Source organism: Stenotrophomonas daejeonensis, assembly GCF_001431505.1.
Taxonomy (GTDB): domain Bacteria; phylum Pseudomonadota; class Gammaproteobacteria; order Xanthomonadales; family Xanthomonadaceae; genus Stenotrophomonas; species Stenotrophomonas daejeonensis.
Genome location: NZ_LDJP01000072.1, coordinates 17,258 through 42,826 on the forward strand (window position 1 = coordinate 17,258; position 25,569 = coordinate 42,826).

Here is a 25,569-nt window from a genome sequence, read left to right on the forward strand (position 1 = left end):
TGTAGGAACTGGAAGAGGTGATCGTGCGAAACCAGGCCATATAGGTGCAGCAGGTGAGGACGAAATCTTTTCGGAAGCTATGGTGCGCGGATAAGCTGATTTCCGTCCCTGTAATGCAATAGTTTTTTCTCTCCGGAGGCAATGAGGCAGAAGAGGGGAGAGTCATCCTTGAACATGGTCTCCTCCGCTTCGGCCTGCGATGCAAAGGCAATATCAGCCATTGGAAGGGCCGTTCTGTACCTGGAAAGTCGCTTTTCCCAGTTATGGCGCTTGAGCTCTCCGTTGAAATGGAGGGGCGACAGAACCATGCTCTGCGGGAATCCGTCTTTCATGTCGTCCGGAATGACGTCAGCCAATCTTGCGATGATGCTCACGTTGTAGCCATATCGAGCCAGGCGCGCGGAGCCCATGTCGAATCCCGACATGCCGAAGTTGAGGAGCAGCATTCCGGGGTTCCAGAAGCTCAGATGATTGAACGCCATCTTCTCACCGCGAATCGGCGGGACGGTTGCAACGCAATAGCCATCCGGCGCCAGATCCAGGGTCATTTTGTCGATGAACAAGCCGACGTTGCGGACATGCTCGAGTACATGGCTTGACCATACGACGTCATAAGGCAGGCGCGGTTTGAACTGAAGATAATCCCCGACGAATGCCGGGGGTTCATCACCGGCGACCATATCGACGAGGTCCACATGGATACCATGGTCACGAAAGAATCGCGCATGGACCCCATGTGACCCTCCTATATCGAGCAGACGTACTTTCCTGTTCGCGTGCGTACGTTCCAGATCTGAAAGCAATTGGTAAGCGGCAAGACATGCACGGAAGGCGTGTACCCCCGTTCCGACCTTGGGATTTTTCCTGGCAGCCATGGGGGGATCTCCTGATATCTCAATTCAAGAGCAGTGGTATGCCTGGTCTTGGTGGTTCGATCAGGCCTGCGGTCCACGCGGGAATCGTTGGCCCGAAATCATATGCGCCATCCTTGTTCGATGCAGGTATGTCGCCATCATTCGTTTGCGGCGTCAATGGGCAGGCACGCCATGAACTGGAATATGCCGCTGGCCAATGAAGCTCATGTGCCAAGGAGCATGCCGGGGAGCTATCGTGCAGTGGTTTGTCCTGCAAGGTCGAGGTGGCATGAATGAACATATATTCGGCTTCCATCATATATCGAGTCGAGCAACCTCGGTCTGTCATTTCATCGCCTTGAAGGCAGGGGGAGCTTCGACGGCCTCGCCGCTTGCAATCCTTGATTCGAGCACCTCCAGTGCTTGTGCCGGCTTGTCGAAGGGGAGCCCGGAGAGCGTCTTGGCATCGAACCTCCACCACTTCGTTTCCAGAAGTTGTTGGATGGTATTTTCGGGGAACCTCATGCGAATTACCTTCGCAGGAACCCCGGCGACTATTGCATAGGGTGGCACGGACTTGGTCACGACGGATCCTGCCGCGATGATCGCGCCATCTCCGATGCTTGCTCCATTCAGTATGGTGACGCCGGTGCCGATCCAGACATCATGGCCGATGGTTGTCGGCAGGAGCTTCCTGGTCGGATCATTCTCTGTTGTCCTTGGAGTAAAGTGGAATCCTTCGTGCCAGTTGGAAAATGCGAACTTCTTCTTCGAATACTGGAAGGGCGAAGTGCTCAACCAGTTGGTCGGGTGATCGGAAGGGGCTGCATTCAGGCCGGGAGCAATGCTGCAGTATCGACCGATGGAGCGTACGTTTCCGATTCTGGCTGGCCCCACGATATAGGTATAGGCGCCAATCATTATGGAGTTCGCAATCTTGATCGAGCCAATCAGGTTGACTGGTGCTTCATACTGGACTATCACTTTCTTGCCGGGCCTGACCCCGGGCGCTGAATATTCGTCAATGTGACTCATGCTTTGGTCCATGTATTCGTGGTGATTGTAAATCCGTGTCAGCCTGCCCGGGGCATGAGCGTAACGATGCGATGCGTGCAGAAGTGGACAGGCATATTAAAGTGCACTTTGCCCGGTTGTTTGCGGGCAGGGCCTGCCATCTATTTTCCCGCTGCGGCCGCAGGCTTCCTTGGTGGTTGATGGTAGCAGGAGACGAAGATCGATGATCGAGCTGCAGTTATGGGGGAGCGTCGGCCAAGCGGGCTCCCCTCCTGCACATGGGCAGCGCCCATTCTGCTGTGATCGCCCAGGTCTTGGTATCATGATGAAAGTGCCCGATGGACGTGATGCCGGCGGGATTCCATGGCTCCATTTACAGGCAATCCTTTCAAAGTGAGAAGCTTCAGAAAGTATCTGCGGAAATTCATCGATTCGCGTGGACCACGTACGCGTTTCGTCATATTCAAGGCGGTCATCATGGCCGGCCGGCCGTTCGACGTGGAGATACTGCATCGGCTGGCGATCGAGTTGGAGCGCGAAGGCCCGTTCCGGCTGGCGCTGCAATGCTGGGAGTTGATCCACCGGGTTGCGCCTTATGGTTCGGATGGGTTGATCGATCACCTGCCCGTGGCAGTGACATCGGGCGAAATGGCTCAAGTCCGCTGGTTCACCGAGCAGGCGAGACGGGAGGTTGGCCTCCCACCCGGGCAGACGATAGGACTGGCCGGGATGCTGGCGTGTGCGGGACATCATGGCGAAGCCGGTCGGGTACTCGGATTCCTCGCCCATGCGTCCTCCGACGGGCGGCGGGCGGTATCGCAGTCTCCTTCGGTGCTTCTCGGCAGCATGCCAAAGGACCTGACGCGCTTGGCACAGGAACTGGAACGGCCGAGGTCAGGTGCGGAAGAGGGTGGGGTGCATCCGTATCTGGAACTGGCGCGGCTTTGTTTCACCTTCAGGAAGATGGAAGTGGCGGCGAAGCTGTTCCGGCTTGCTGCCAACCATGTCGACTTGACGGCGCTCGATTCGGTGGCGATGTCGTACGCAGGTGCCCGCGCCGGTATGGCGACTGATTTCGCCACTATCGATGAAGAGGCGCTTGCCTGGCTAGGCAAGCGTATGTCCACCAATCCTGACGCGCTCGCGATGCTGGCCCATGTGGCATTGGTTTCGGGAGATGGCAGGTCGGCTGCGCGGGCCATGGAGCGAGCTGTCCGGGTGAAATACGCGGGTCTGGAGCAGGTGGAAGAGATCGTGGGCGACTGCCTTGCGATGCTCGGGATCATCGATACCTTGAAGGAGCGGCCATCCGAGTTGCCCGGAGAATTGCTCGAGGAACCGGACGGGAACCGGGACGACGGCGTGCCCAAGGTTTTCATCTGTGGCTTTGGCTGGTCGGGTTCCGGCGCCGTATATGACGAGATCCGCGGCAGCGAAGGCTTCAGCGAATTCGAAGGAGCGGGTGATGCCCCCCTTCTGAACGCCGATTCCGGTACCGAAGCGACATTCATCCAGGCGGACGCGGGTCTGGGCGACTTCTGGATAGCCGCAAGGTCAACGCGACGAGTGGCGTGGCAACGGCTCTGGGACATGCTCTGCCTCCATGTGACAGGTCTGTCGGGGATCGGTTACAACAGCTACAAGAGCTGTGCGGCGGCGACGAACAACGTACAGCGGCATGCCCACGCCTACACGCGCCCTTTCCGCGAATTCTTCGAGGGGTATGCCGCCTTGCTGGAAGCCCCTATGCGTGCCGGGCTCGGTGATCTTCTTGGCCGGACCACGGAGTCCCTCTGCCGCATGTTGCTCGAGCAGAAGGGAGGCAGGGCCGTCCTGTTCAACAATGCCATCTTCGGGCGTGAGGTCGAGATGCTGCAGATATTCAAGGCCAGCCGGGCCGTCGTAGTGTTCCGCGACCCGCTGGATGTCTATGCGGATCGCAGGCTCAAGGACAAGAACCATTGGCGTAGCCCGCGCCAGCTTGCGGAACTCTACGGATGGGGATTGCAGAAATACATTACCTATCGCCAGGGCAGGCAGGAACGGGTGCTCGGGAACCTGCGCGAGGTACCTTTCGAGCGCTTCGTGCTGGATCGGGTGTACCGTGAGCAGGTACGGGACTGGCTGCTGTCGGGGACGGTGGACAATGTGGGCAGGAGCCATTTCGATCCCGTGGTCTCAAGCGGAAACATCGGGATCCACCGCGGGATGCTTGACGCTAACGGGTGCAACCAGATGCAGGCCATGACCGCTTCCTATCGCAGGATGCAGGAACTGGCTGCCATGGCATGGGATGCAGGGGAGTAGGAAAGCATGGTGCGAAATAGCCCCGCTACGGCGCAGATGTTGACGCAGATATTCCTGTTGATGTGCCATTGTGCCGGGTCTCATGAGGCCCGGTGAATCTTTAAGGCATGGGCATACCACGGGATTACATGGATCCCGAGCACCGGATCCGATGCGCACGCGCCCCCTGGAATGACGTGCATTCATTGCCGGGGGCGGCCCCTGGTTGGGGTTGAATCAAGGGTCCAGCGGCAATTTCCATCTGCTGGCTCACGTTATCTCAATTGTGGCGGCGGAGTTGCACGGCTTGGCCGTTGGGCGAGGTGGGGCAACAGATTGCCGGCCGGCTGGAACCCATGCGCTTGGACACTGCACGTGACAGGCACCGACTACCGGGTATCTTATTGCCGCCTATCGACGGCGAACACGACTACTACTGCATGGCTCGGCACGATGCAGGCCAGTTCATGTTGCCGCCGCGCGGGATTCGTGCCCTGGCTGCTCACCGGCATGAGGCTGTGAAGTCTGCAGCGACAGGTGCGCGGCCTGCTCCAGGTAGCTGAAGGCCAGCAGCATGGACTTCCGGTTAAATGCATGCTTGCCGCGGCGTCGTGATGCACAAGGTGCGGCAACGGCCTAGGATATCGATAAATATCATCGCGCCGGATCATCCGAAGCTGGCGGGCCAAGGCGAAATGCAAGGGAACGAGAAGGGCGGCAACATCAGGATGCGCCCCGAGATACAAGGGCTGCGTGCGATCGCCGTCGCCGCCGTTCTTCTCTTCCACGTCTGGCCTGCCGCCATTGGTGGAGGCTACGTCGGCGTAGACGTGTTTTTCGTGATATCGGGCTTTCTGATCACCTCGCTTCTGCTCAGAGAACTTGAACAAGATGGAAGCATAGGCTTAGGAATCTTTTACCTGAAGCGGATGCGCCGCCTTCTACCTGCGGCGACGATCGTACTGGCTGTGATTGCGTTGATGACGCCGCTACTGCTCCCCCCGACAGCGTGGAGGGATACCGCGTTCGAGGTGATCTCCAGTGCGTTGTACGTGGAGAATTGGAGGTTGGCGCATCTGTCCATGGATTATCTGGGGGCGGAAAACCCGGCCAGTCCGGTTCAACACTATTGGTCATTATCGGTCGAGGAGCAGTTCTATCTGTTCTGGCCCGCTTTGATGGCGATCTTGGCGTGGGGGGCGAGGAGGGCAGGGCTGCCATTGCCCGGGTGCCTGCGGATGGCTTTGGCAATCGTCACCATGCTGTCGCTGGGCGCCTCGGTCTGGCTGACCCGAGCTGATCCGGCACATGCCTATTTCGTCACCCATACGCGGATCTGGGAACTGAGTCTGGGAGGCTTGCTCGCGGTAACTCCGATCCCATGCCGGCAATGGTCACGGGATCTGGTGGGCTGGATCGGCCTGATCGGTATCGCTCTGGCGGTTTTTGCATTCGATGCGGCTACCCCCTTTCCAGGATATGCGGCGTTGGTGCCCACGATCGGAGCGGTCTTGGTCATCGTTGCGGGAGGCAGCGATTCCCGTTTCAGCGCGTATGCGTTGCTGGCAAGCCCACCATTTCGCTGGATGGGGGATGCGTCATATTCGATCTACTTGTGGCATTGGCCAATCGTAGTGTTCTTCATGGCGAAGGCCGGTGACGGAGCGATCGGCCCAGTGGCTGGTGCCATTGTGATCGTGGCGACACTGGGGCTTGCCTCGTTCAGCAAGGTGCATGTCGAAGACCGATTCCGTCACCATGGCGCGGGCGCCACATCAATCCACCGGCCGATCCGGAGCATTGCCACAGGTGCCTTGGTTCCCGTATTGCTGGCTGGCGCGTTGCTGGGGGGTGTTGCCCGCGAGGAGGCGGAAGCGCAGCGGCTGCGGGATCGCTATCCCGGAGCCGGGGTGCTTGCACGGGGAGGTGATCCGCCCACGCAGGGCAATGACTATGTTCCCTCGTTGGCAGCACTGAAGCAGGACCGGGCGGCAGCCTACGACAACGGATGCCATCTGCGGTTCAAGGATTCCGAACCCGTTGCCTGTCGTTATGGTGATCCGCAGGGAAAGTTCAAGGTCTTCCTGATTGGAGACTCCCACGCGGCGAACTGGATTCCTGCTCTTGAAGAGGTTGCGGAGCAGAAGGGCTGGAACGCATTCAGCTATACCAAGTCGTCCTGCCCACTGATGCCGGTGATGCTGAGGCGGGCCGGCAAACCCTATGGTGAGTGCCTGGCGTGGGGACGACAGGTGCTTCGGATCATTGCCGAGGAACGTCCCGATCTGGTGATCCTTGCGCAAATGCATAGTGGCGTCCGTACGTGGTCTGCGGAAGGAGATAAGCCTCCGTCGCCACGGAAAGCGATGGTTGGGCTATGGCGGGAGATCATGGCCGGGGGATCCCGGGTGGTGGCGGTGGTGGACACGCCACGCTGGCGTGATCCCAGTCCCGAGTCCTGCCTTGCGAACGACAGGAAATGCCGGATCAGGCTTCAGGAGATCGCTGCCTCGAAGCCGGATCCGGTGATTGCCGCACGTCGGGAGGAGAGGGAGGTCGCACTGTTGGACTTCACCGATCTGGTTTGTCCGGACGGAATATGTCCGGCGGTCATCGGCAACGTCGTCGTTTGGCGCGATAGCCACCATCTGACCGCGACATACTCACGGTCCATGGCCAACTTCTTCGCTGAGCGCCTTGAAAAGGCGATGGCGGGAGCCGCCGGAGTTCCAAATCCGGAGCGTACCGAGGCGAGCGTACGACCCTGAGGGAGATGGACCAGTCGGATTGGGATGGGACCGATAGCAGTCCATCACCGGTGATGCCGCACGGCTGCCACGTGGGCCTTCTTGGTCGCGGGATATCGGGGTATGTCAAACCGCTGGCAGAGGGATGAGGCCCACAGCCTGCCTCACTCTCTGGTGGTGGCCGTGATCGTGCAGTGCCTTCCCCGCTTGGAAACGATGCGGATACGTCCGTCGTCGAGTCGCTTCGGCTCACCGGACGGCCGGCGACGGTGATGGCAATTGCGTCGGTTACCTAATGCTGTTCCAGACATGGCTATTCGATCCAGATTCTGAGCTGGAGCCTGCAAGCCACGGCCTCTTTGATCCGATCGCGCCGAAGGCAACAGGCAAGGTGCAGGTTGGATCCCGTAAGAGAGCCTTTTCGGCTGTCTGGCCTGACCAGCGGCATTGGTGACCGCGGAAGCGGATTTGTGGGGCTTCTGCATGGCGTTGCCCGTCCGGGAGCAACCGATAAAGGCCTTTGTCGGCAGCAACGGGGCGACAAGCAGGATTGTCATCCTCTTTTGTTACTTTCCGGAGATGGCTGATGACGGCACGGGGGCGATTGTTGCAAGGAGCCCGGCCGCGATATCCGATGGCTCCGAATCTCCACATGATGCCGTCCGGGAGTATGTGGTCCTTCAGATGGGCGGATGCATCCAAGCGTGGATCGTGTCGACGATCCTGGCGGCGGCAAGACCGTCACCATAGGGATTGTGTGCCCGTGCCATGACGGTGTAGGCATCGTCATCATCGAGTAATCGCATCGACTCGGCGACGATCCTTCCCCGGTCAGTGCCCACCAGTCTCACTGTTCCCGCTTCGACTGCTTCGGGCCTTTCGGTGGTGTCCCGCATGACCAGAACCGGCTTGCCCAGCGAAGGTGCTTCCTCTTGGACACCACCTGAATCTGTGATTATCAAGTGGGTGCGGCTCATCAGGTGAACGAAAGGTAGATAGTCCAAAGGTTCGATCAGGTGGACCCGAGGGATGTCGCCAAGCAACCGACGCATGGGTTCCTGCACTCTGGGATTCAAATGCACCGGATAGACCACTTGCACGTTGCCGGATGCGGCGATATCGGCAAGGGCGCGAGCGATGTTTTCCATGCCTGTGCCGAGGTTCTCGCGACGATGCCCGGTCACCAGTACGAGACGATGGCCTGGCTGTAAGAAAGGAAACATCGCATCCAATCTGGATCGCAGTTCTCCATCCCGTTCGATGCGGGCAACTACTTCCAACAGCGCGTCGATCACCGTATTGCCCGTGACATGAATGTCGCTGGCGGCAATGCCCTCCGTGATGAGATTGTCGCGGGCACGAGCCGTGGGGGCGAAGTGCAGCGACGACAGTGGAGCGGTCAGACGGCGATTGGCTTCTTCCGGCCACGGAGCGGTCAGGTCACCTGTGCGCAGTCCTGCCTCCACATGCGCCACGGGGATACGGGCATAGAAGGCAGCCAAGGCGGTGGCCAGGGTCGTACTGGTATCGCCATGTACTAATACCAAGTCGGGCTTCCTGCGTGCCAGCACTTCGCTCATCCCGGCAAGGATGCGGGCGAACAAGTCTGGAAGTGTCTGCGATGGAGCCATCAGGTCCAGATCCTCGTCCGGGACGAGATGGAACAACTCAAGGACCTGATCAAGCATTTGCCGGTGTTGCGCGGTGACAACTACTTGCGGCGTCAATCCTGGATGGGCTTGGAGGGCTCGAACTACCGGAGCCATTTTGATGGCTTCCGGCCGCGTGCCGAATACCGCCATGATCTTCTTGCTATCCATCGATCTGTCAGCCTTCCGATACGCCATGAAAAAGGGCCACCGTAGTGGCCCTTGCCTCAGTGCATCGATTATAGCGCCGCATCCAACTCAGGCAGGATCGCGAACAAATCCCCCACCAGCCCGATGTCGGCCACCTCGAAGATCGGCGCGTCGCCGTCCTTGTTGATGGCGACGATGGTGCCGGCGTCCTTGATGCCGGTCAGGTGCTGGATGGCGCCGGAGATGCCCACGGCGACGTACAGTTCCGGGGCGATGATCTTGCCGGTCTGGCCGACCTGCATGTCGCTGGGGACGTAGCCGGCATCCACCGCCGCGCGCGAGGCGCCCACCGCCGCGCCGAGCCTGTCGGCCAGCTTGTAGATGATCTGGAAGTTCTCTTCCGAGCCGACGCCGCGGCCACCGGAAACCACGCGCTTGGCGCTCTGCAGGTCGGGGCGGTCGCTCTTGCCGGCGGCCAGACCGATGAAGCGGGTGTGCGAAGGCAGTGCGGCATCGATGCTGATCGCCTCGACCGGGGCGTTGTTGCCCTTGGCCGCTTCCGGCCACGAGGCGGCGCGCACGGTGGCCACGACCACCTGGTCGGCCGGCACTTCGACGGTAACGATGGCGTTGCCGGCGTAGATCGGGCGCTTGAAGGTGTGCGGGCCTTCGACGGTCATCAGGTCGGATACCTGGTTGACGCCGAGTAGCGCGGCCACGGCCGGCATCAGGTCCTTGCCGGTGGTGGTGGACGGGCCGAACACGTGGCTGTAGCCGGCGGTGGCCTTGGCGATCTGCGGGGCCTGCACTTGGGCGATGGCGTGTTCGTTGGCCGGGTTGGCGAGGGTCAGCACCTTGCCGACGCCGGCGATCTGCGCGGCTTCGGTGGCGACGGCGGTTGGGTCGGCGGCCAGCACCAGCACGTCGATGTCGCCACCGATGGCGGCGGCGGCCGAGACGGTCTTGGCGACGGCGCTGTTGAGCTTGCCGTCCAGGTGTTCGGCGATGACGAGAATCTTGGCCATTACAGCAACCCCTTCTGCTTGAGTGCGGCCACCAGTTCGGCGGCGTCCTTCACCATCACGCCCTTGCTGCGCTTGGCGGGGGCGGCGTAGTGGGTGGTCTTGAACGTGTCGGCGGCCTCGACGCCCAGGTCGGCCAGCTGCAGGGTCTCGAGCGGCTTGGCCTTGGCCTTCATGATGTCCGGCAGCTTGATGAAGCGCGGTTCGTTCAGGCGCAGGTCGGTAGTGATGACCGCCGGCAGATCGACTTCCAGCGTTTCCAGGCCGGCGTCGACTTCACGGGTGACCGTGGCCTTGCCGTCTGCAATCTCGACTTTGGAGGCGAACGTGGCTTGCGGGCGGCCCCACAGCGTGGCCAGCATCTGCCCGGTCTGGTTGGCGTCGTCGTCGATGGCCTGCTTGCCGAGGATCACCAGGTCCGGCTGTTCCTTCTCCACCAGCTTGAGCAGGGTGCGCGCGGCGGTCAGCGGCTGGATGGCCTGGTCGGTGACCACGTGGATGGCGCGGTTGGCGCCCATGGCCAGGCCGTTGCGCAGGTGCGCCTGGGCATCGGCCGGGGCGATGGTGGCGACCACGACCTCGGTGGCGATGCCCTTGTCGCGCAGGCGCAGGGCTTCTTCCAGCGCGATTTCGTCGAACGGATTCGGCGAGAGCTTGACGCCGTCGGTGACCACGCCGGAACCATCCGGCTTGACCTGAATGCGGACGTTGTAGTCCACCACGCGCTTGTACGCGACGAGGATTTTCATGTGCTGCGGGATCCTTCGGTTGCTGGGGGCCGGCGCCATGCCGGACGGATGAAAGCCCGATTCTAGCGGGTGGGGGATTTCCATGCGAACGCGTATGGAAGCCTGTGCATTCACCGGCGCGGCCCGCCCGGCATCGGCCACGGCGGGGCGAATGCCGCAGCCTGTATCCTTGCGGCCTGAAACAGGCTGCGGATCGACGGAAACCGGGCACAGTGAATGAAAACGGAGAACGGGCAATGCCCACGTGGCTGGTGACCGGTGGCGCCGGTTTCATCGGCGGCAATTTCGTGCTGGAGGCGGTGGCCCGCGGCATCAGGGTCGTCAACCTCGATGCCCTGACCTATGCCGGCAACCTGCGCACGCTGGCGGCGCTGGAAGGCAACCCGGGCCACGTGTTCGTGCAGGGTGACATCGGCGACCGCCAACTGGTGGCCCGCCTGCTGGCCGAACACCGGCCCGATGCGGTGCTGAACTTCGCCGCCGAGAGCCACGTGGACCGTTCCATCGACGGCCCCGCCGCCTTCATCCAGACCAACGTGGTCGGCACCCTGGCGTTGCTGGAAGCCGTGCGCGATTACTGGAAGGCGTTGCCGGCCGGCAACGGCGCGGCGTTCCGCTTCCTGCACGTCTCCACCGACGAGGTGTACGGTAGCTTGGGCGAGACCGGCAGGTTCACCGAGACGACGCCCTATGCGCCCAATTCGCCGTATTCGGCATCGAAGGCGGCCTCGGACCATCTGGTGCGCGCGTTCCACCACACCTATGGCCTGCCGGTGCTGACCACCAACTGCTCGAACAACTACGGCCCGTACCATTTCCCGGAGAAGCTCGTTCCGCTGGTGATCGCCAAGGCGTTGGCCGGCGAGCCGCTGCCGGTGTACGGCGATGGCAGGCAGGTGCGCGACTGGCTGTTCGTGGCCGACCACTGCGAGGCGATCCGCACCGTGCTGGCCAGGGGCCGGGTGGGCGAAACCTACAACGTCGGCGGCAATTCGGAGAAGCAGAACATAGAAGTGGTGCAGGCGATCTGCGAACTGCTCGACGCGCGCCGGCCGCGTGTGGACGGCCAGTCGCGCAGCAGCCAGATCACCTTCGTCGCCGACCGTCCCGGCCACGACCGCCGCTACGCCATCGATGCGTCCAAGCTGAAGAACGAGCTGGGCTGGGAGCCGAAGCACAGCTTCGAGCAGGGCATCGCCTTTACCGTCGATTGGTATCTGGACAATCAGGAATGGGTGAACGGCGTGCTCGACGGCAGTTATCGCCTGCAACGCATCGGCACCGCGGCTTGAGGATGGATGACATGACCCAACGCAAGGGCATCATCCTCGCCGGTGGCTCCGGCACCCGGCTGTACCCGATCACCAAGGGCGTCAGCAAGCAGCTGCTGCCGGTGTACGACAAGCCGATGATCTACTACCCCTTGAGCGTGCTGATGATGGCTGGCATCCGCGAGGTGCTTATCATCAACACGCCGCACGAGCAGGCGCTGTTCCAGGCGCTGCTGGGCGACGGTTCGCAGTGGGGCATGGACATCCGCTACGCCGTGCAGCCCAGCCCTGATGGCTTGGCCCAGGCCTACCTGATCGGTCGCGAGTTCGTCGCCGGCAAGCCCAGCTGCCTGGTGCTGGGCGACAACATCTTCCACGGCCACGGCCTGCGCCAGTTGCTGCGCAATGCCGGTGCGCGCACGCAGGGCGCCACCGTGTTCGGCTATTGGGTCAACGACCCCGAGCGCTATGGCGTGGCCGAATTCGATGCCGCCGGCAAGGTCGTGGGCATCGAGGAAAAGCCCGCGCGGCCGCGCTCGAACTACGCCGTGACCGGCCTGTATTTCTACGACGGCAACGCCAGCGACCATGCCGCCGAACTGCGGCCCTCGCCGCGCGGTGAACTGGAAATCACCGATCTGAACAAGCGCTACCTCGACGCCGGTGCGCTGTACCTGGAGCAGCTCGGCCGTGGCTACGCGTGGCTGGACACCGGTACCCACGCCTCGCTGCTGGAAGCCTCCAATTTCATCGAGACCATCCAGACCCGGCAGGGCCTGCAGGTCTGCTGTCCGGAGGAAATCGCCTATGGCCAGGGCTGGATCAGCGACGCGGAGCTGGAAGCGCTGGCCGCGCCATTGCTGAAGAACGGTTATGGCCAGTACCTGCACACGCTGCTGCAACGTGGAATAGTGCCGTGAAAGTGATCGAAACCTCCCTGCCGGGCTGCAGGGCGATCGAGCCGGCGGTATTCGGCGATGCGCGCGGCGTGTTCTTCGAAACATGGAACGCCGAGCGTTTCGCCGAACATGGCCTGCCGACGCAGTTCGTGCAGAGCAACGTCTCCACCTCGGTCAAGGGCGTGCTGCGCGGCCTGCATTACCAGTGGCCGCGGCCGCAGGGCAAGCTGGTCAGCGTGCTCGAAGGCGAGGTGTATGACGTGGCGGTGGATATTCGCCGAGGTTCGCCGACCTTCGGCAGGTGGGAGGCGGTGATCCTCAGTGCCGAAAACCGTCGCCAGTTCTGGATACCGGAGGGTTTCGCCCACGGCTTCGCGGTGCTGTCCGAGCGCGCGGTGTTCAGCTACCTGTGCACCGACGTGTACGTGAAGGAAGCCGATGCCGGCGTGCGCTGGAACGATGCCGACATCGCCGTGGACTGGCCGCTCAGCGCGCCGGTGCTTTCGGCCAAGGACGAAAAAGCGCCGTTCCTTGGCGACATTGCGGAAGACCGCCTGCCGGTTTACCGGCCATGACCGTGCTGGTGTTCGGCGGCAACGGTCAGGTCGGGCAGGAACTGCTGCGCGCGCTGGCGCCGCTGGGCGAGGTGATTGCGACGACCCGTAGCGGTGCATTGCCCGATGGCAGTGCCTGTGAAGTGGCCGATTTCGACCAGCCCGGCAGCTTGCCGGCGTTGCTGGATCGGCTGCGGCCCTCGCGGGTGGTCAATGCCGCCGCCTGCACCGCGGTGGATCGCGCCGAGCAGGAGCCGGAAGCGGCATACCGCGCCAATGCGCAGGCACCGGGCGTGATCGCGCGCTGGTGCGCGGCGCGCGGCGCGCCGCTGGTGCACTACTCGACCGATTACGTGTTCGATGGGCGGGGAACGCGCCCCTATCTGCCCGGTGATGCAACCGCGCCGCTGGGCGTCTACGGCCGCAGCAAACGCGACGGCGAGGAGGCAGTGCGCGTGGCCGGTGGCCGCCACCTGATCTTCCGCACCGCGTGGGTCCATGCCGCGCATGGCCACAATTTCCTGCGGACCATGCTGCGGCTGGGCGCCGAGCGCGATGAACTGCGGGTGGTCGCCGACCAGATCGGCACGCCGACGCCGGCGGCGCTGATCGCCGATGCCACCGCGCGGGCATTGCGGCATCCGGGTGGGTTGTCCGGCACCTGGCACCTGACTGCCTCCGGGCAAACCAGTTGGCATGGTTTCGCCGAAGAAATCTTCAGGCAGGCATTGGCTGCCGGCATGATCGAACGCGCGCCGCGGGTGACGCCGATCACCACGGCGGAGTACCCGACGCCAGTGCGGCGCCCGGCGTATTCGCGCCTTGATACCTCGTCGCTGGAAACCGATTTCGGTATCGAACTACCGGATTGGCGCGACGGCGTGGGCAAGGTGCTGCGCGAGTTGGCGCAGCGCTGAATCGAAAGGGTGACGTAGATGCGGGGCTTGCCCCGCATGGGGCATTCTCGATACAGCTTCATGCGGGGCAAGCCCCGCATCTACCAGAAAAACGGCATCGGCGAGTGGCACCCGACAGTTGGTCGGGCAATGGCGCGGCAGCGCCGTGGGGCATTCATGCGGTCGATGGGACAGTGCCGGCCAACGGCCGGCCCCCACCGGAGATCGCTGCTGTGCTCAGCTGCGCCCGTAGGTGTCCTCGAAACGCACGATGTCGTCCTCGCCCAGATAGCTGCCGGACTGCACCTCGATCAGTTCCAGCGGCAGCTTGCCGGGGTTGCGCAGGCGGTGGGTGACGCCGAGCGGGATGTAGGTGCTCTGGTTCTCGCCCAGCAGCAGCACCTCGTCGCCGCGGGTGACCTCGGCGGTGCCGCTGACCACCACCCAATGCTCGGCGCGGTGGTGGTGCATCTGCAGGCTCAGCGTGCCGCCGGGCTTCACGGTGATGCGCTTGACCTGGAAGCGCGCGCCGTTGTCGATCGAATCGTAGGCGCCCCACGGGCGATAGACCTTGCGATGCCAGCTGGCCTCGCTGCGGCCCTCGGCCTTGAGCCGCGCCACCACGTCCTTGACCTCCTGCATGCGGTCGGCCTTGCCGACCAGCACCGCATCGTCGGTCTGCACCACGATGACGTCGTCCAGCCCGACCAGCGCCACCAGCTTCTCGCCATAGGCGTAGGTGTTGCGGCAGTCGATGGCGATCACGTCGCCGCGATGGGCGTTGCCGTGGCTGTCCTGGGTGGAAACATCACGCAGCGCGGTCCACGAGCCGACGTCGTTCCAGCCTGCGTCCAGCGCCACCACCACCGCGTCGGCGGTCTTTTCCATCACCGCGTAGTCGATGGAGTCGGACGGCACCGCGGCGAATGCCGCGGCATCGAGCCGGGTGAAGTCGGCATCGCGGCGTGCGCCCTGCCAGGCGCCGCGGCAGGCCTCAAGCATGGCCGGGTTGAAGCGCGCCAGCTCGTCCAGGTAGCGCGAGGCGCGCAGCAGGAACATGCCGCTGTTCCACAGGTAGTGGCCGCTGGCGACGTAATCGGTGGCGGTGGCCAGGTCGGGCTTCTCGACGAAACGCTCGACCGCGCGCGCGCCATTGCCGGGTGCGGCCTTGATGTAGCCGTAGCCGGTTTCCGGGCCGCTCGGCACGATGCCGAAGGTCACCAGCTTGCCGGCTTCGGCCGCGGCCGCGGCCAGCCGCACCGCGGCATGGAAGGCGGCCTCGTCGGCGATCACGTGGTCCGAGGGCAGCACCAGCAGCAGCGGGTCCTCGTCGTTGCCGGTGGCTTCCAGTGCGGCCACGGCGATGGCCGGTGCGGTGTTGCGGCCGACCGGCTCAAGGATGATCGCCTGCGGCTGCGCGCCGACCTGTTGCAGCTGTTCGGCGGCGACGAAGCGGTGCGCCTCGTTGGCGATCACCAGCGGCCCGTGCGCGGCGATGGCGGCCACGCGCTGCCAGGTGGCCTGCAGCATGGTCGCCGTGCCGGCCAGCGGCAGGAACTGCTTGGGGTAGGCCTCGCGCGAGAGCGGCCACAGGCGGGTGCCGGAGCCACCGGACAGGATGACGGGAGTGATGGCGTTCATGGCAGGGCCTCAGGCCGAAAGCAGGGTGGAGATTTCGTCGGTGCGCGCGCGCATCAGCGCGGCGTCGCCGCGCGCTTCGACGTTCAGCCGCAGCAGCGGCTCGGTGTTGGAGCTGCGCAGGTTGAAGCGCCAGTCGCCGAAGTCGGCACTGATGCCGTCGGTGTGGTCGAGTACCGGCGATTGCGCGGCGAAGTGCCGCATCACCCGTTCGACGGCGGCGGTGGCGTCGGCGACCTTGAAGTTGATCTCGCCGCTGCACGGGTAGGCGGCCATGCGGTCCTCCACCCAGTCGGCCAGCGAGCGGCCCGATTCGCTGACCAGCGCGGCGATCAGCAGCCACGGGATCATCCCCGAATCGGCATAGGCGAACTCGCGGAAATAATGGTGGGCGCTCATTTCGCCGCCGTAGACCGCGTTATCGGCGCGCATCTTCTCCTTGATGAAGGCATGCCCGCTCTTGCACAGCACCGGCACGCCGCCGGCCGCCTCGACCATCTCCACCGTGTTCCACACCAGCCGCGGGTCGTGCACCACCTTGCCGCCCGGATTGCGCGCCAGGATCGCCTGCGCCAGCAGGCCGACCAGGTAATAGCCCTCGATGAAGCGGCCGTTGTGGTCGAAGAAGAAGCAGCGGTCGAAGTCGCCGTCCCAGGCGATGCCGAAATCGGCGCCGTGCGCGCGCACCGCCTCGGCGGTGGCGGCGCGGTTCTCCGGCAGCAGCGGGTTGGGGATGCCGTTGGGGAAGCTGCCGTCCGGCTCGTGGCAGATGCGCACGAATTCAAACGGCAGATGCGGCGCGAGCAGGTCGATGATCGCCCCGGCGCCGCCGTTGCCGGCGTTGACCACCAGCTTCAGCGGCTTGAGTTTGCCTGCATCGACGTAGGACAGCAGGTGCGCGATGTAGGCGCTCTTGTCGTGCCGTTCGACCTGCCCGGCATGCGGCGCGGTGGCTGGTGATTCATCGGCGGCCACCGCATCGGAAATGGCGAACAGGCCGGTATCCGAGCTGATCGGCCGCGCCTGCTCCTTGACCAGCTTCATGCCGTTGTAGTCCATCGGGTTGTGGCTGGCGGTGACCATCACCCCGCCGGCTGCGCCGAGGTGGTCGGTCTGGAAATAGACCTCCTCGGTGCCGCACAGGCCAATGTCGACCACCTCTCGGCCCTCGCCGCGCAGCCCGGCAGCCAGCGCTTCCTGCAGGCCGGGGCTGGTCAGGCGCACGTCGTGGCCCAGCACCACCGCGCCTTCGCCCAGCCGCGCCGCCAGCGCCTTGCCGATCTTTCTTGCGAGGTCCTCGTTGAGTTCCCCGGGCACGCGGCCGCGGATGTCGTAGGCCTTGAATGCGGGAAGCGGCATGGATTACTCCTTGGGAATGCGGGATGCGGTACTCGGACCGGCGGGTATTGTCCCACTTGCCTCCTCAACCTGCGGCAAACCAAGCAGCTGCTGCAGCGTGCGCCGTGCCAGGGCCGAGGAGAAATGGGCTTCGATGTTGCGGTAGCCGTTGCGCGACAGCCGTTGCCACAGCTCGCCATCCCGGTACAGGCGGGCGGTGGCCTCGGCGAAGGCGATGGCGTCCTCGGCAATCAGCGCGTTCTCGCCATGCGCGAGGAACATGCCCTCGGCCGCGACGGGCGTGGCGACCACCGGCAAGCCGTGGCTCATGGCCTCGTTGATCTTTCCCTTGACGCCGGCACCGCTGAGCAGGGGCGCGAGGCTGATCCGGCAGCCCAGCAGGAACGGCTCGACTGTCGGCACCTGCCCGTGCACCCGGATGTCGTCGCTGCGCAGCCCGGCCGCGGCGGCCTCGGGGATGTCGCCGACCAGGTGCAGGACCACGCCGGGCAGGTGCTTGCGCAGTTCCGGCATGATCGCCTCGCACAGCCATGCGATCGCCTCGCGGTTCGGGTGGTGCTGGTAGCCGCCCACGAAAAGCAGGTCGCGGCTGTCCTCGAAGCGGCGCTCGCCCGCCGCCACGTCGTGCACGTTCGAAAGTACCCACAACGGGGTGCCGACGCCGGACCGGCGCAGGTAGTCATGCTCGGCATGGCTGACCACCACGGTGGCGTCGCACGCCCGGATCAGCGCGAATTCCTCCCGGCGGGCCCGCTCGGCCTCGGCCTGCAGGTCCGGCGCGGCCTGCAGGGCGGCGGCGCGGTGCAGCCTGACGTGGTGCAGGTCCACCGTGTCGAACACCACCTGCGCGCTGGTCATCGCGCGCAGTAATTGCAGGTGGCGGCGGGCGACATGGTGCCGGCAGAGGAACACGGTCCAGACACGTTCGCCATTGCGCGCCAGCCATCGGTCCAGGCGCGGGCGGCCGGGAACCCCGATTACTTCCACGCCCAGCTCGCCGAGCAGGCGCGCGGATGGCTCCGGCACCTGGCCGTTGTCCGGCATGAAGGCCAGTTGCCAACCCAGCTCGCGGCACGACTGCAGGATGCGCCAGGCGCGCACCGAGCCGGAATCGCGCTCGGGCGTGGGCGCGCCGGCATCGATGAACAGCAACAGGGGGCCGCCGGAAGATGCCAGCTCCGGCGTGGCCGCTGCCGGCGTCGGCACGTCCACCGGTTGCAGCCGCCTGCGGATGGTGGCCGCCGTGCCGCCGATGCCGCGGTTGGCCAGGCTGCGCAGGGCGCCCGAAAGCAGCATCCCGTGGCGCGCCAGGCGCCAGCGCAGGATGGCCAGGAAACGATGGAGGGAAGGACGCATGGATGCCGTTCGGTGGCCTACCTGCATGCAGGCCGGAAGACAGACCGATGGCCGGGCGGACGATTCTGCGCAAAACCCGCCGGGCAGGCAAACCGCGCGCGGTGGATGCGCCGGAGCCCGTCGGCTGGACGAAGGTCCAAGGGGGGCGGCATGCGAGTGCGGCTAGAATGCGGGCATCTTTCGACTGCGGGCGTGGTGCAATGAGCGATCCCTCAACTTCGAGCGGGCGGCGCGGCAAGGTGTATGCCAGCGCGGCCCAGGCCCTGGACGGCATCGTCGCCGACGGGCAGACCCTGGCGGTCGGTGGCTTCGGCCTGTGCGGCATCCCCGAGGCGTTGATCGCCGCCCTGCGCGACAGCGGGGTCAAGGGCCTGACCGCCATTTCCAACAATGCCGGCGTCGATGGCTTCGGCCTCGGCCAGCTGCTGGCCACGCGCCAGATCAGGAAGATGATTTCGTCGTATGTAGGCGAGAACAAGGAGTTCGAGCGGCAGTTCCTGGCCGGCGAACTGGAACTGGAATTCAACCCGCAGGGCACCCTGGCCGAGCGCCTGCGCGCCGGCGGCGCGGGCATCCCGGCGTTCTTCACCGCCACCGGCTACGGCACGGTGGTGGCCGAGGGCAAGGAAATCCGCGAGTTCGACGGCAAGCACTACGTGATGGAAACCGCGCTGCGCGCCGACGTGTCGCTGGTCAAGGCGTGGAAGGCCGACGCGGCCGGCAACCTGGTGTTCCGCAAGACCGCGCGCAACTTCAACCCGGCCTGCGCGATGGCCGGCAAGGTCTGCGTGGTGGAAGTGGAGGAGATCGTGCCGGTTGGCGCGATCGACCCGGACCAGGTGCACCTGCCGGGCATCTACGTGGACCGCATCGTGTTGAACGCGACGCCGGAAAAGCGCATCGAGCAGCGCACCGTGCGCGCGGAGGAGAACTGAAATGGCCTGGACCCGTGACGAGATGGCGCAGCGCGCCGCGCGCGAACTGACCGACGGCGCCTACGTGAACCTGGGCATCGGCCTGCCGACGATGGTCGCTAACCACATCCCCGAGGGCGTGGACGTGTGGCTGCAGTCGGAAAACGGCCTGCTCGGCATCGGCCCGTTCCCGACCGAGGCCGAGATCGACGCCGACCTGATCAACGCCGGCAAGCAGACCGTCACCGCGCGTGCCGGCGCCAGCTACTTCGGCAGCCATGACTCGTTCGCGATGATCCGTGGCGGCCACATCAACCTGGCCATCCTCGGCGCCATGCAGGTCACCGACAAGGGCGACCTGGCCAACTGGATGGTGCCCGGCAAGATGGTCAAGGGCATGGGCGGGGCGATGGACCTGGTGGCCGGCGTGCAGCGCGTGGTGGTGCTGATGGAGCACACCGCCAAGAACGGCGAGCACAAGATCCTGCCCGAATGCACGCTGCCGCTGACCGGCGTGGGCGTGGTGGACCGCATCATCACCGACCTGGCGGTGTTCGACGTCACCGAGGCCGGGCTGAAGCTGGTGGAAACCGCGCCGGGCGTGGAGCTGGAAGAGCTGAAGGCCAGGACCGGCGTGGCCTTCGCCTGAGCTGTCACAGGGCCCGGACGGGCCAATGGTTCCGGGCACCGCCGTGCCCGGAGCCATCCGCGATCCATCGGGTGCACATCGAAACCGTCCGCCGGGGAAAGTCGCCTACAATCCGCGGCCTTCCGACTGGATGACGATGTGTTGATGCCCGCCAAGCCGATGTCCCCTGCCGGGAAACTGTTCGCCGCCGCCGCCTTCATCGAGGGTGCCACCTGGGCTGGGCTGCTGGTCGGCATGCTGCTCAAGTACGGTACCCAGACCACCGAGCTGGGGGTCTGGCTGTTCGGCCGCCTGCACGGGCTGGCCTTCCTGCTCTACGTGGTGGCCAGCGTGTACGCCGGCATCCGCCAGCGCTGGCCGCTGTGGGCGCTGCTGCTGGCCCTGCTGGCGGCGGTGCCGCCGCTGGTCACCGTGCCGCTGGAATGGTGGTTCCGCCGTCGCGGCCTGCTGTCGCCGCCGCGCTGAGCGATTCGCTGCCCCGCGAGCCGGGGCTGGGACGAACCCGGAGGATGGCGTCCGGGGAAGCCGACATCGGGGGCGATCGGGCGCACACTATGCCGTTTCCATCGGGGCGTCTTCGCGGTCCGTTTAGGTTTGATCTTCTAGATTTCCCCGTTTGCCTGTCCCTGGAGCCCCACGTGAACCACGGAAGCCGTGTTTCCCGCCATGCCGCCTGCCCGTTGGCGGCGCCCCCTTCCCGAAAGGCGCCTGCCGGCGCGTGGCATCGCCCATGACGGCGGGGCAAGGCACGGCCGTCGCCGTGGATGCCGGCAACGCGGTCCTGCCGGCGGAGCATCCGCTGCCGATGCCCGAGCAGTCGCTGCGGCAGGGGCGGCTGCAGGGACGCCGGCAGGACACCTCGCCGCCGAACATCGCATGGCGGCGCCTGTACGTGTTCGGCACCACCATCGCGATGACGCTGGTGGCGACGTGGATGATGGTGCAGGTGCTGGCCCGGGGCGGCATCGGCGTGCTCGAAGCCTGCCTGCTGGGCCTGTTCGTGCTGCTGTTCGCCTGGGTCGCGCTGTCCTTCGTCAGCAGCCTGGCCGGCCTGCAGGCGCTGCTGCGCGGGCGCCGCAAGCTGGGTATCCACCCCGATGCGCCGTTGCCGGAACTGCGCAGCCGCACCGCATTGCTGATGCCGACCTACAACGAGGACCCGCGGCGGATGATGGCCGGCCTGCAGGCCATCTACGAATCGGTGGCGGCTACCGGGCAGCTGGACCGCTTCGATTTCTTCGTGCTCAGCGACACCACGCGCGCGGCCATCGGCGAGGCCGAGGAGCAGGTGTTCGCGCGCCTGCTTGCCGCCACCGGCGGGGCCGGGCGGCTGTTCTACCGGCGTCGCGCCGACAACAGCGGACGCAAGGCCGGCAACATCGCCGACTGGGTGCGCCGCTTCGGCGGGGCCTACCCGCAGATGCTGATCCTGGACGCGGACAGCCTGATGACCGGCGAGGTCATCGTGCGGCTGGTGTCGGCGATGGAGAACCACCCCGGCGTCGGCCTGATCCAGTCGCTGCCGTCGGTGGTCGGCGGGCGCACCGCGTTCGCGCGCATGCAGCAGTTCGGCGGCCGCGTCTATGGCCCGGTGATGGCCTATGGCGTGGCCTGGTGGCATGGCGCCGAGAGCAACTACTGGGGCCACAATGCGGTGATCCGCACCCGCGCCTTCGCCGAGCAGGCCGGCCTGCCGGAGCTGCCGGGGCGCAAGCCGTTCGGCGGCCACGTGCTCAGCCACGATTTCGTCGAGGCGGCACTGATGCGCCGCGGCGGCTGGGCCGCGCACATGGTGCCCTACCTGCACGGCAGCTACGAGGAAGGCCCGCCGACGCTGACCGACCTGCTGATCCGCGACCGCCGCTGGTGCCAGGGCAACCTGCAGCATTCCAAGGTGGTCGGCAGCGCCGGCCTGCATTGGGTCAGTCGTGTGCACATGCTGATCGGCATCGGCCATTACTTCACCGCGCCGATGTGGGCGATGCTGATGCTGATCGGCATGGCCATCCCGCTGTTCCAGGGCGGCATCGACCTGGCGGAGGAACTGCATCTGCGGCTGTCGCCGCTGCATTACTGGCGCGGCTTGGACGAGCGGGGCGTGCTGTGGGTGTTCGTGGTGACGATGGCGGTGCTGCTGGCACCCAAGGCGATGGGCTACGTGGCGATGCTGGCCTCGCGGAAGGAGCGCAGTGGTTGCGGCGGTGCGTTGCGCGCGCTGTTGAGCGTGCTGCTGGAAACGGTGCTGGCCGCGCTGATGGCGCCGGTGGTGATGTACGTGCAGTCGCGCGGCGTGGCCGAGGTGCTGTCCGGCAGGGATTCGGGCTGGGATGCGCAGCAGCGCGACGATGGCAGTGTTTCCTGGGCGGCGCTGCTGCGCAGCTACGGCGGGCTGAGCATGTTCGGCGTGGCGATGGGGGCGATGGCCTACGCGGTATCGCCGTCGCTGGCGGCGTGGATGGCGCCGGTGGTGATCGGCATGGCGCTGGCGGTGCCGGTGGTGGGGATCACGTCGTCGCGCAAGGTGGGTGACTGGTTGCGCCGGCATCGGTTGCTGTCCATTCCGGAGGAAAGCGTGCCGCCGCCGGTGTTGGTGCGGGCGGCCGAGTTGCGGGCCGCGGCGATGGTTGAGCCGCTTTAGGCCGCTCTGAAAGCCCCGCTTCCTCCGGGAGAGGGGTTGGGGTGAGGGGCGGCGAAGTCCTGATGTCCCTGTTGCTGGTTGGAAGTAGGTGAAAGCAAAGGCTTTCACTCCTGCTTCGCAGGAGCGAGCCACCTTTCTTTGCTCGTGCAAAGAAACGTGGCCCAAAGAAAGCACGGCCGGACGCGAGCCGATGCGGCTGCGCCGCATCGGTTCCCTGCGCTCCTCGCGGAACGAGGGGACGGCGCACAACTCGCTTCGCTCAGACACGTGCGCCTCTTCGCCCCTCGTTCCACTGCGGTGCTCGGCTCGCTTTACGGCGGGGAAGTCAAAAGCCGGGAAGCAAAATCACGAGCAACGGCAACGGCAACGGCAGGCGTTCCGTTGGCGCAGGCATAATGCGTCCCGGTCCCTTGGAGTCGCATGCAATGCTGGAAACGGTGGAACAGCAGACCGGCGCGTCGCCGGAATGGTCGGTGATCTGGCTGCATGGGCTGGGGGCGGACGGGCATGATTTCGCGCCGATCGTGCCGGAGCTGGTGCGCCCGCACTGGCCGGCGATCCGCTTCGTGTTCCCGCATGCGCCCAAGCGCCCGGTCAGCATCAACAATGGCCTGCCGATGCGCGCGTGGTACGACATCACCAGCATGGATTTCCGCAATCGCGCCGATGCGGCGGGCGTGGCCGAGTCGGTGGCGCAGGTCGAGGAATTGATCGCCCGTGAGCAGGAGCGCGGTATTCCGCTCGAACGCATCCTGCTGGCCGGCTTCTCGCAGGGCGGGGCGATCACCTTGTCCGCTGGCTTGCAGCGCCGCCAACCGCTGGCCGGGCTGGTTGCCCTGTCCACCTACCTGCCGGAAGTGGATGCCGCCGCCGCGCAGCTGGCCGCAGGCGCCACCGCGCAGCCGGTGTTCATGGCCCACGGCAGCGGCGACCCGGTGATCCCGGTGCAGGTCGCCGAACACAGCATGCAGGTGCTGAAGGAACTGGGCTTCGGCGTGGAATGGCACCGCTACCCGATGGCGCACCAGGTCTGCGCCGAGGAAATCCACGCGCTGGGCGACTGGTTGCAGGCCCGTTTCGCGCAGCCGTGAGCCGCATCGCGGAATAGCCCCGCCGGCCGCCCGCGCCGTACCGGGGATGGCTAACATGGGCGCCTCGGGGAACTGGCAGACGAGAGAAGGGCGATGCAGGTGCTCATTGCCGACGATGAACCGCTGGCGCGCGGGCGCCTGCGCGCGCTGCTCGCCGCGCACGCTGACGTGAGCGTGGTGGCCGAGGCGGGCAATGGCGCCGATGCGCTGGCGGCCTGCATGGCGGCGGCGCCGGACCTGGTGCTGCTGGACATCGCCATGCCCGGCAGCGACGGGCTGACGGTGGCCCGGCAACTGGCGCAACTGCAGCCGCGGCCGGCGGTGGTGTTCTGCACCGCCTACGACGCGCACGCGCTGTCGGCGTTCGAGGCGGCGGCCATCGACTACCTGATGAAACCGATCCGCGCCGAGCGGCTGGCGGCCGCGCTGGAGCGGGTGCGCACCTTCCTTGCCGGCCGCGCCCCGGCACCGGGCACGCCGGCGCGCAAGGCGCTGTGCGCACGCCTGCGCGGCAGCCTGCGGCTGATCCCGCTGGAGGACGTGCTCTACCTGCAGGCCGACGAGAAGTACGTGGTGGTGCACCACGTCCACGGCGAGGACCTGATCGAGGAACCGCTGCGGGCATTGGAAGAGGAATTCGCCGCGCAGTTCGTGCGCATCCACCGTAACTGCCTGGTGGCGCGGCCGCGCTTGCGCGAGTTGCGGCGCACGCCGGCCGGGCAGGTGCAGGCGCTGCTCCACGACGTGCCGCAACCGCTGGAAGTCAGCCGCCGCTGCGTTGCCGCGCTGAAGGCGGAACTGGCCGGGGCATGACCGCTGCGCCGATAATGGCGCCATGAACACGCTGCGCATCGCCACCCGAAAGAGCCCGCTTGCCCTGTGGCAGAGCGAACACGTCGCCGACCGCCTGCGCCGGGCGCACCCGGGGCTGGTGGTCGAACTGGTGCCGATGAGCACGCGCGGCGACGAGGTGCTGGACCGCTCGCTGGCCGCCATCGGCGGCAAGGGCCTGTTCCTCAAGGAACTGGAACTGGCGATGCTGCGTGGCGAGGCCGATTGCGCGGTGCATTCGCTCAAGGACGTGCCGATGGAACTGGATGCGCCGTTCGCGCTGCCGGCGATCCTGCAACGCGCCGACCCGGCCGACGCCTTTGTCTCCAACCGCTACGCCACGCTGGACGCGCTGCCGCAGGGTGCCTGCGTCGGCACCTCCTCGCTGCGCCGCCAGGCGCAGCTGCGCGCGCTGCGCCCTGACCTGCAATCGCGCGACCTGCGCGGCAACGTCAACACCCGCCTGGCCAAGCTCGATGCCGGCGACTACGACGCCATCATTCTGGCCTGCGCCGGGCTGGAGCGGCTGCAGCTGGGCGCGCGCATCGCCGACCGCCTGCGCGCACCGCAATGGTTGCCGGCGCCGGCGCAGGCAGCGGTGGCGGTGGAATGCCGGGCCGATGCGAACGCGGTGGTCGCGCTGCTGGCGGTGCTGGACGACGCCCGTACCCGGCCCTGCGTGGAAGCCGAGCGGGCGATGAACCGCGCGCTGGACGGCAGCTGCCACGTGCCGGTGGCCGGGCTGGCGCAGTGGCGCGGCGACGACCTGTGGCTGCAGGGGCTGGTCGGTGGCGTTACCGACGGCCGCAGCGTCCGCGCCGAGGCGCAGGGGCCGGGCAGCGACCCGGAGGCGGTGGGCCGGGAAGTGGCGCGGCAGCTGCTGGAGGCCGGTGCCGGCGAGTTGTTGCGGTAAGGCGGGGAATGGGGAATGGAAGTGCGGTGAGAGCTCGTGATGTCCCGCAGGGAATCATTTCCCCGCCTGGCCCCTAGGCCGAATCGACA

21 protein-coding genes are annotated in these 25,569 nt (G+C 65.6%); 13 read left to right on the forward strand and 8 right to left on the reverse strand.

Annotated elements, in window-relative coordinates:
* Positions 1-77: 77 nt before the first annotated feature.
* Together ABB34_RS12130 and ABB34_RS15800 are read right to left on the reverse strand one after the other, a co-directional pair.
* Positions 78-875: a class I SAM-dependent methyltransferase gene (locus ABB34_RS12130; protein WP_083490186.1), complete on the reverse strand. Its 798-nt coding sequence runs from the start codon at positions 873-875 to the stop codon at positions 78-80.
* Positions 876-1,199: 324 nt separating this feature from the next.
* Positions 1,200-1,889, reverse strand: a complete 690-nt coding sequence (locus ABB34_RS15800) for a CatB-related O-acetyltransferase (protein WP_275452846.1) — start codon at positions 1,887-1,889, stop codon at positions 1,200-1,202.
* A 342-nt stretch (positions 1,890-2,231) separates the two neighbouring features.
* On the opposite strand from ABB34_RS15800, the gene ABB34_RS12140 reads away from it, so the two are divergent.
* Together ABB34_RS12140 and ABB34_RS12145 are read left to right on the forward strand one after the other, a co-directional pair.
* Positions 2,232-4,175: a hypothetical protein gene (locus ABB34_RS12140; protein ID WP_152979611.1), complete on the forward strand. Its 1,944-nt coding sequence runs from the start codon at positions 2,232-2,234 to the stop codon at positions 4,173-4,175.
* A 593-nt stretch (positions 4,176-4,768) separates the two neighbouring features.
* Positions 4,769-6,922 carry an acyltransferase family protein gene (locus ABB34_RS12145; RefSeq protein ID WP_057641594.1) on the forward strand — a complete coding sequence of 718 codons (2,154 nt, stop codon included), beginning with the start codon at positions 4,769-4,771 and terminating at the stop codon, positions 6,920-6,922.
* Between the two features lie 659 nt (positions 6,923-7,581).
* Here the strand turns inward: ABB34_RS12145 and wecB are convergent.
* The 3 genes from wecB to ABB34_RS12160 all read right to left on the reverse strand — a co-directional run bounded on the left by wecB (position 7,582) and on the right by ABB34_RS12160 (position 10,471).
* Positions 7,582-8,721: a non-hydrolyzing UDP-N-acetylglucosamine 2-epimerase gene (gene wecB, locus ABB34_RS12150; protein WP_057641595.1), complete on the reverse strand. Its 1,140-nt coding sequence runs from the start codon at positions 8,719-8,721 to the stop codon at positions 7,582-7,584.
* A gap of 68 nt (positions 8,722-8,789) precedes the next feature.
* Positions 8,790-9,725: an electron transfer flavoprotein subunit alpha/FixB family protein gene (locus ABB34_RS12155; RefSeq protein WP_057641596.1), complete on the reverse strand. Its 936-nt coding sequence runs from the start codon at positions 9,723-9,725 to the stop codon at positions 8,790-8,792.
* On the reverse strand, positions 9,725-10,471 hold the full coding sequence (locus ABB34_RS12160) for an electron transfer flavoprotein subunit beta/FixA family protein (protein WP_057641597.1): 747 nt from the start codon (positions 10,469-10,471) through the stop codon (positions 9,725-9,727). The genes ABB34_RS12155 and ABB34_RS12160 overlap by 1 nt, the downstream gene beginning before the upstream one ends.
* 236 nt (positions 10,472-10,707) lie before the next feature.
* Here ABB34_RS12160 and rfbB point away from each other — a divergent pair, with 236 nt between their 5' ends.
* The 4 genes from rfbB to rfbD are packed head-to-tail and all read left to right on the forward strand — an operon-like array spanning position 10,708 to position 14,112.
* Complete coding sequence (gene rfbB / locus ABB34_RS12165) at positions 10,708-11,763, forward strand: dTDP-glucose 4,6-dehydratase (protein WP_057641598.1); 1,056 nt, start codon at positions 10,708-10,710, stop codon at positions 11,761-11,763.
* An 11-nt stretch (positions 11,764-11,774) separates the two neighbouring features.
* Positions 11,775-12,662, forward strand: a complete 888-nt coding sequence (rfbA, locus tag ABB34_RS12170; protein WP_057641612.1) for a glucose-1-phosphate thymidylyltransferase RfbA — start codon at positions 11,775-11,777, stop codon at positions 12,660-12,662.
* Positions 12,659-13,216 carry a dTDP-4-dehydrorhamnose 3,5-epimerase gene (gene rfbC, locus ABB34_RS12175; protein ID WP_057641599.1) on the forward strand — a complete coding sequence of 186 codons (558 nt, stop codon included), beginning with the start codon at positions 12,659-12,661 and terminating at the stop codon, positions 13,214-13,216. The genes rfbA and rfbC overlap by 4 nt, the downstream gene beginning before the upstream one ends.
* Positions 13,213-14,112 carry a dTDP-4-dehydrorhamnose reductase gene (gene rfbD / locus ABB34_RS12180; RefSeq protein ID WP_057641600.1) on the forward strand — a complete coding sequence of 300 codons (900 nt, stop codon included), beginning with the start codon at positions 13,213-13,215 and terminating at the stop codon, positions 14,110-14,112. The genes rfbC and rfbD overlap by 4 nt, the downstream gene beginning before the upstream one ends.
* A 216-nt stretch (positions 14,113-14,328) precedes the next feature.
* On the opposite strand, the gene ABB34_RS12185 is transcribed toward rfbD, so the two are convergent.
* The 3 genes from ABB34_RS12185 to ABB34_RS12195 are packed head-to-tail and all read right to left on the reverse strand — an operon-like array spanning position 14,329 to position 18,444.
* Positions 14,329-15,732: a mannose-1-phosphate guanylyltransferase/mannose-6-phosphate isomerase gene (locus tag ABB34_RS12185; RefSeq protein WP_057641601.1), complete on the reverse strand. Its 1,404-nt coding sequence runs from the start codon at positions 15,730-15,732 to the stop codon at positions 14,329-14,331.
* Between the two features lie 9 nt (positions 15,733-15,741).
* Positions 15,742-17,088, reverse strand: coding sequence for a phosphohexomutase domain-containing protein (locus ABB34_RS12190; protein WP_057641602.1), 1,347 nt, complete (start codon positions 17,086-17,088; stop codon positions 15,742-15,744).
* 3 nt (positions 17,089-17,091) lie between these two features.
* Positions 17,092-18,444, reverse strand: a complete 1,353-nt coding sequence (locus ABB34_RS12195; RefSeq protein WP_057641603.1) for a glycosyltransferase — start codon at positions 18,442-18,444, stop codon at positions 17,092-17,094.
* Between the two features lie 200 nt (positions 18,445-18,644).
* Between ABB34_RS12195 and ABB34_RS12200 the strand changes: the two genes are divergently transcribed.
* The 7 genes from ABB34_RS12200 (at position 18,645) to hemC (ending at position 25,480) form a co-directional block, all read left to right on the forward strand.
* Positions 18,645-19,379 carry a CoA transferase subunit A gene (locus ABB34_RS12200; RefSeq protein ID WP_057641604.1) on the forward strand — a complete coding sequence of 245 codons (735 nt, stop codon included), beginning with the start codon at positions 18,645-18,647 and terminating at the stop codon, positions 19,377-19,379.
* A 1-nt stretch (position 19,380) separates the two neighbouring features.
* Entirely contained in the window at positions 19,381-20,007 is a 627-nt protein-coding gene (locus ABB34_RS12205; protein ID WP_057641605.1) for a CoA transferase subunit B, read from the forward strand.
* 159 nt (positions 20,008-20,166) lie between these two features.
* Positions 20,167-20,472, forward strand: coding sequence for a DUF3817 domain-containing protein (locus ABB34_RS12210; RefSeq protein ID WP_057641613.1), 306 nt, complete (start codon positions 20,167-20,169; stop codon positions 20,470-20,472).
* 265 nt (positions 20,473-20,737) lie between these two features.
* Complete coding sequence (gene mdoH, locus ABB34_RS12215) at positions 20,738-22,645, forward strand: glucans biosynthesis glucosyltransferase MdoH (protein ID WP_057641606.1); 1,908 nt, start codon at positions 20,738-20,740, stop codon at positions 22,643-22,645.
* Positions 22,646-23,070: 425 nt separating this feature from the next.
* On the forward strand, positions 23,071-23,736 hold the full coding sequence (locus ABB34_RS12220; protein WP_057641607.1) for an alpha/beta hydrolase: 666 nt from the start codon (positions 23,071-23,073) through the stop codon (positions 23,734-23,736).
* Between the two features lie 93 nt (positions 23,737-23,829).
* Positions 23,830-24,549 (forward strand): LytR/AlgR family response regulator transcription factor, encoded by a 720-nt coding sequence (locus ABB34_RS12225; protein ID WP_057641608.1) that lies wholly within the window; start codon positions 23,830-23,832, stop codon positions 24,547-24,549.
* 22 nt (positions 24,550-24,571) lie between these two features.
* Positions 24,572-25,480 carry a hydroxymethylbilane synthase gene (hemC, locus tag ABB34_RS12230; RefSeq protein ID WP_057641609.1) on the forward strand — a complete coding sequence of 303 codons (909 nt, stop codon included), beginning with the start codon at positions 24,572-24,574 and terminating at the stop codon, positions 25,478-25,480.
* Positions 25,481-25,569 lie beyond the last annotated feature (89 nt).

Excerpts from the sequence above, each read along its gene's own strand:
- ABB34_RS12130 (WP_083490186.1), bottom strand. The coding sequence starts at position 875 with ATGGCTGCCAGGAAAAATCCCAAGGTCGGAACGGGGGTACACGCCTTC.
- ABB34_RS15800 (WP_275452846.1), bottom strand. The coding sequence starts at position 1,889 with ATGAGTCACATTGACGAATATTCAGCGCCCGGGGTCAGGCCCGGCAAG.
- ABB34_RS12140 (WP_152979611.1), top strand. The coding sequence starts at position 2,232 with ATGGCTCCATTTACAGGCAATCCTTTCAAAGTGAGAAGCTTCAGAAAG.
- ABB34_RS12145 (WP_057641594.1), top strand. The coding sequence starts at position 4,769 with ATGCACAAGGTGCGGCAACGGCCTAGGATATCGATAAATATCATCGCG.
- wecB (WP_057641595.1), bottom strand. The coding sequence starts at position 8,721 with ATGGATAGCAAGAAGATCATGGCGGTATTCGGCACGCGGCCGGAAGCC.
- ABB34_RS12155 (WP_057641596.1), bottom strand. The coding sequence starts at position 9,725 with ATGGCCAAGATTCTCGTCATCGCCGAACACCTGGACGGCAAGCTCAAC.
- ABB34_RS12160 (WP_057641597.1), bottom strand. The coding sequence starts at position 10,471 with ATGAAAATCCTCGTCGCGTACAAGCGCGTGGTGGACTACAACGTCCGC.
- rfbB (WP_057641598.1), top strand. The coding sequence starts at position 10,708 with ATGCCCACGTGGCTGGTGACCGGTGGCGCCGGTTTCATCGGCGGCAAT.
- rfbA (WP_057641612.1), top strand. The coding sequence starts at position 11,775 with ATGACCCAACGCAAGGGCATCATCCTCGCCGGTGGCTCCGGCACCCGG.
- rfbD (WP_057641600.1), top strand. The coding sequence starts at position 13,213 with ATGACCGTGCTGGTGTTCGGCGGCAACGGTCAGGTCGGGCAGGAACTG.
- ABB34_RS12185 (WP_057641601.1), bottom strand. The coding sequence starts at position 15,732 with ATGAACGCCATCACTCCCGTCATCCTGTCCGGTGGCTCCGGCACCCGC.
- ABB34_RS12190 (WP_057641602.1), bottom strand. The coding sequence starts at position 17,088 with ATGCCGCTTCCCGCATTCAAGGCCTACGACATCCGCGGCCGCGTGCCC.
- ABB34_RS12195 (WP_057641603.1), bottom strand. The coding sequence starts at position 18,444 with ATGCGTCCTTCCCTCCATCGTTTCCTGGCCATCCTGCGCTGGCGCCTG.
- ABB34_RS12200 (WP_057641604.1), top strand. The coding sequence starts at position 18,645 with ATGAGCGATCCCTCAACTTCGAGCGGGCGGCGCGGCAAGGTGTATGCC.
- ABB34_RS12205 (WP_057641605.1), top strand. The coding sequence starts at position 19,381 with ATGGCCTGGACCCGTGACGAGATGGCGCAGCGCGCCGCGCGCGAACTG.
- ABB34_RS12210 (WP_057641613.1), top strand. The coding sequence starts at position 20,167 with ATGTCCCCTGCCGGGAAACTGTTCGCCGCCGCCGCCTTCATCGAGGGT.
- mdoH (WP_057641606.1), top strand. The coding sequence starts at position 20,738 with ATGACGGCGGGGCAAGGCACGGCCGTCGCCGTGGATGCCGGCAACGCG.
- ABB34_RS12220 (WP_057641607.1), top strand. The coding sequence starts at position 23,071 with ATGCTGGAAACGGTGGAACAGCAGACCGGCGCGTCGCCGGAATGGTCG.
- ABB34_RS12225 (WP_057641608.1), top strand. The coding sequence starts at position 23,830 with ATGCAGGTGCTCATTGCCGACGATGAACCGCTGGCGCGCGGGCGCCTG.
- hemC (WP_057641609.1), top strand. The coding sequence starts at position 24,572 with ATGAACACGCTGCGCATCGCCACCCGAAAGAGCCCGCTTGCCCTGTGG.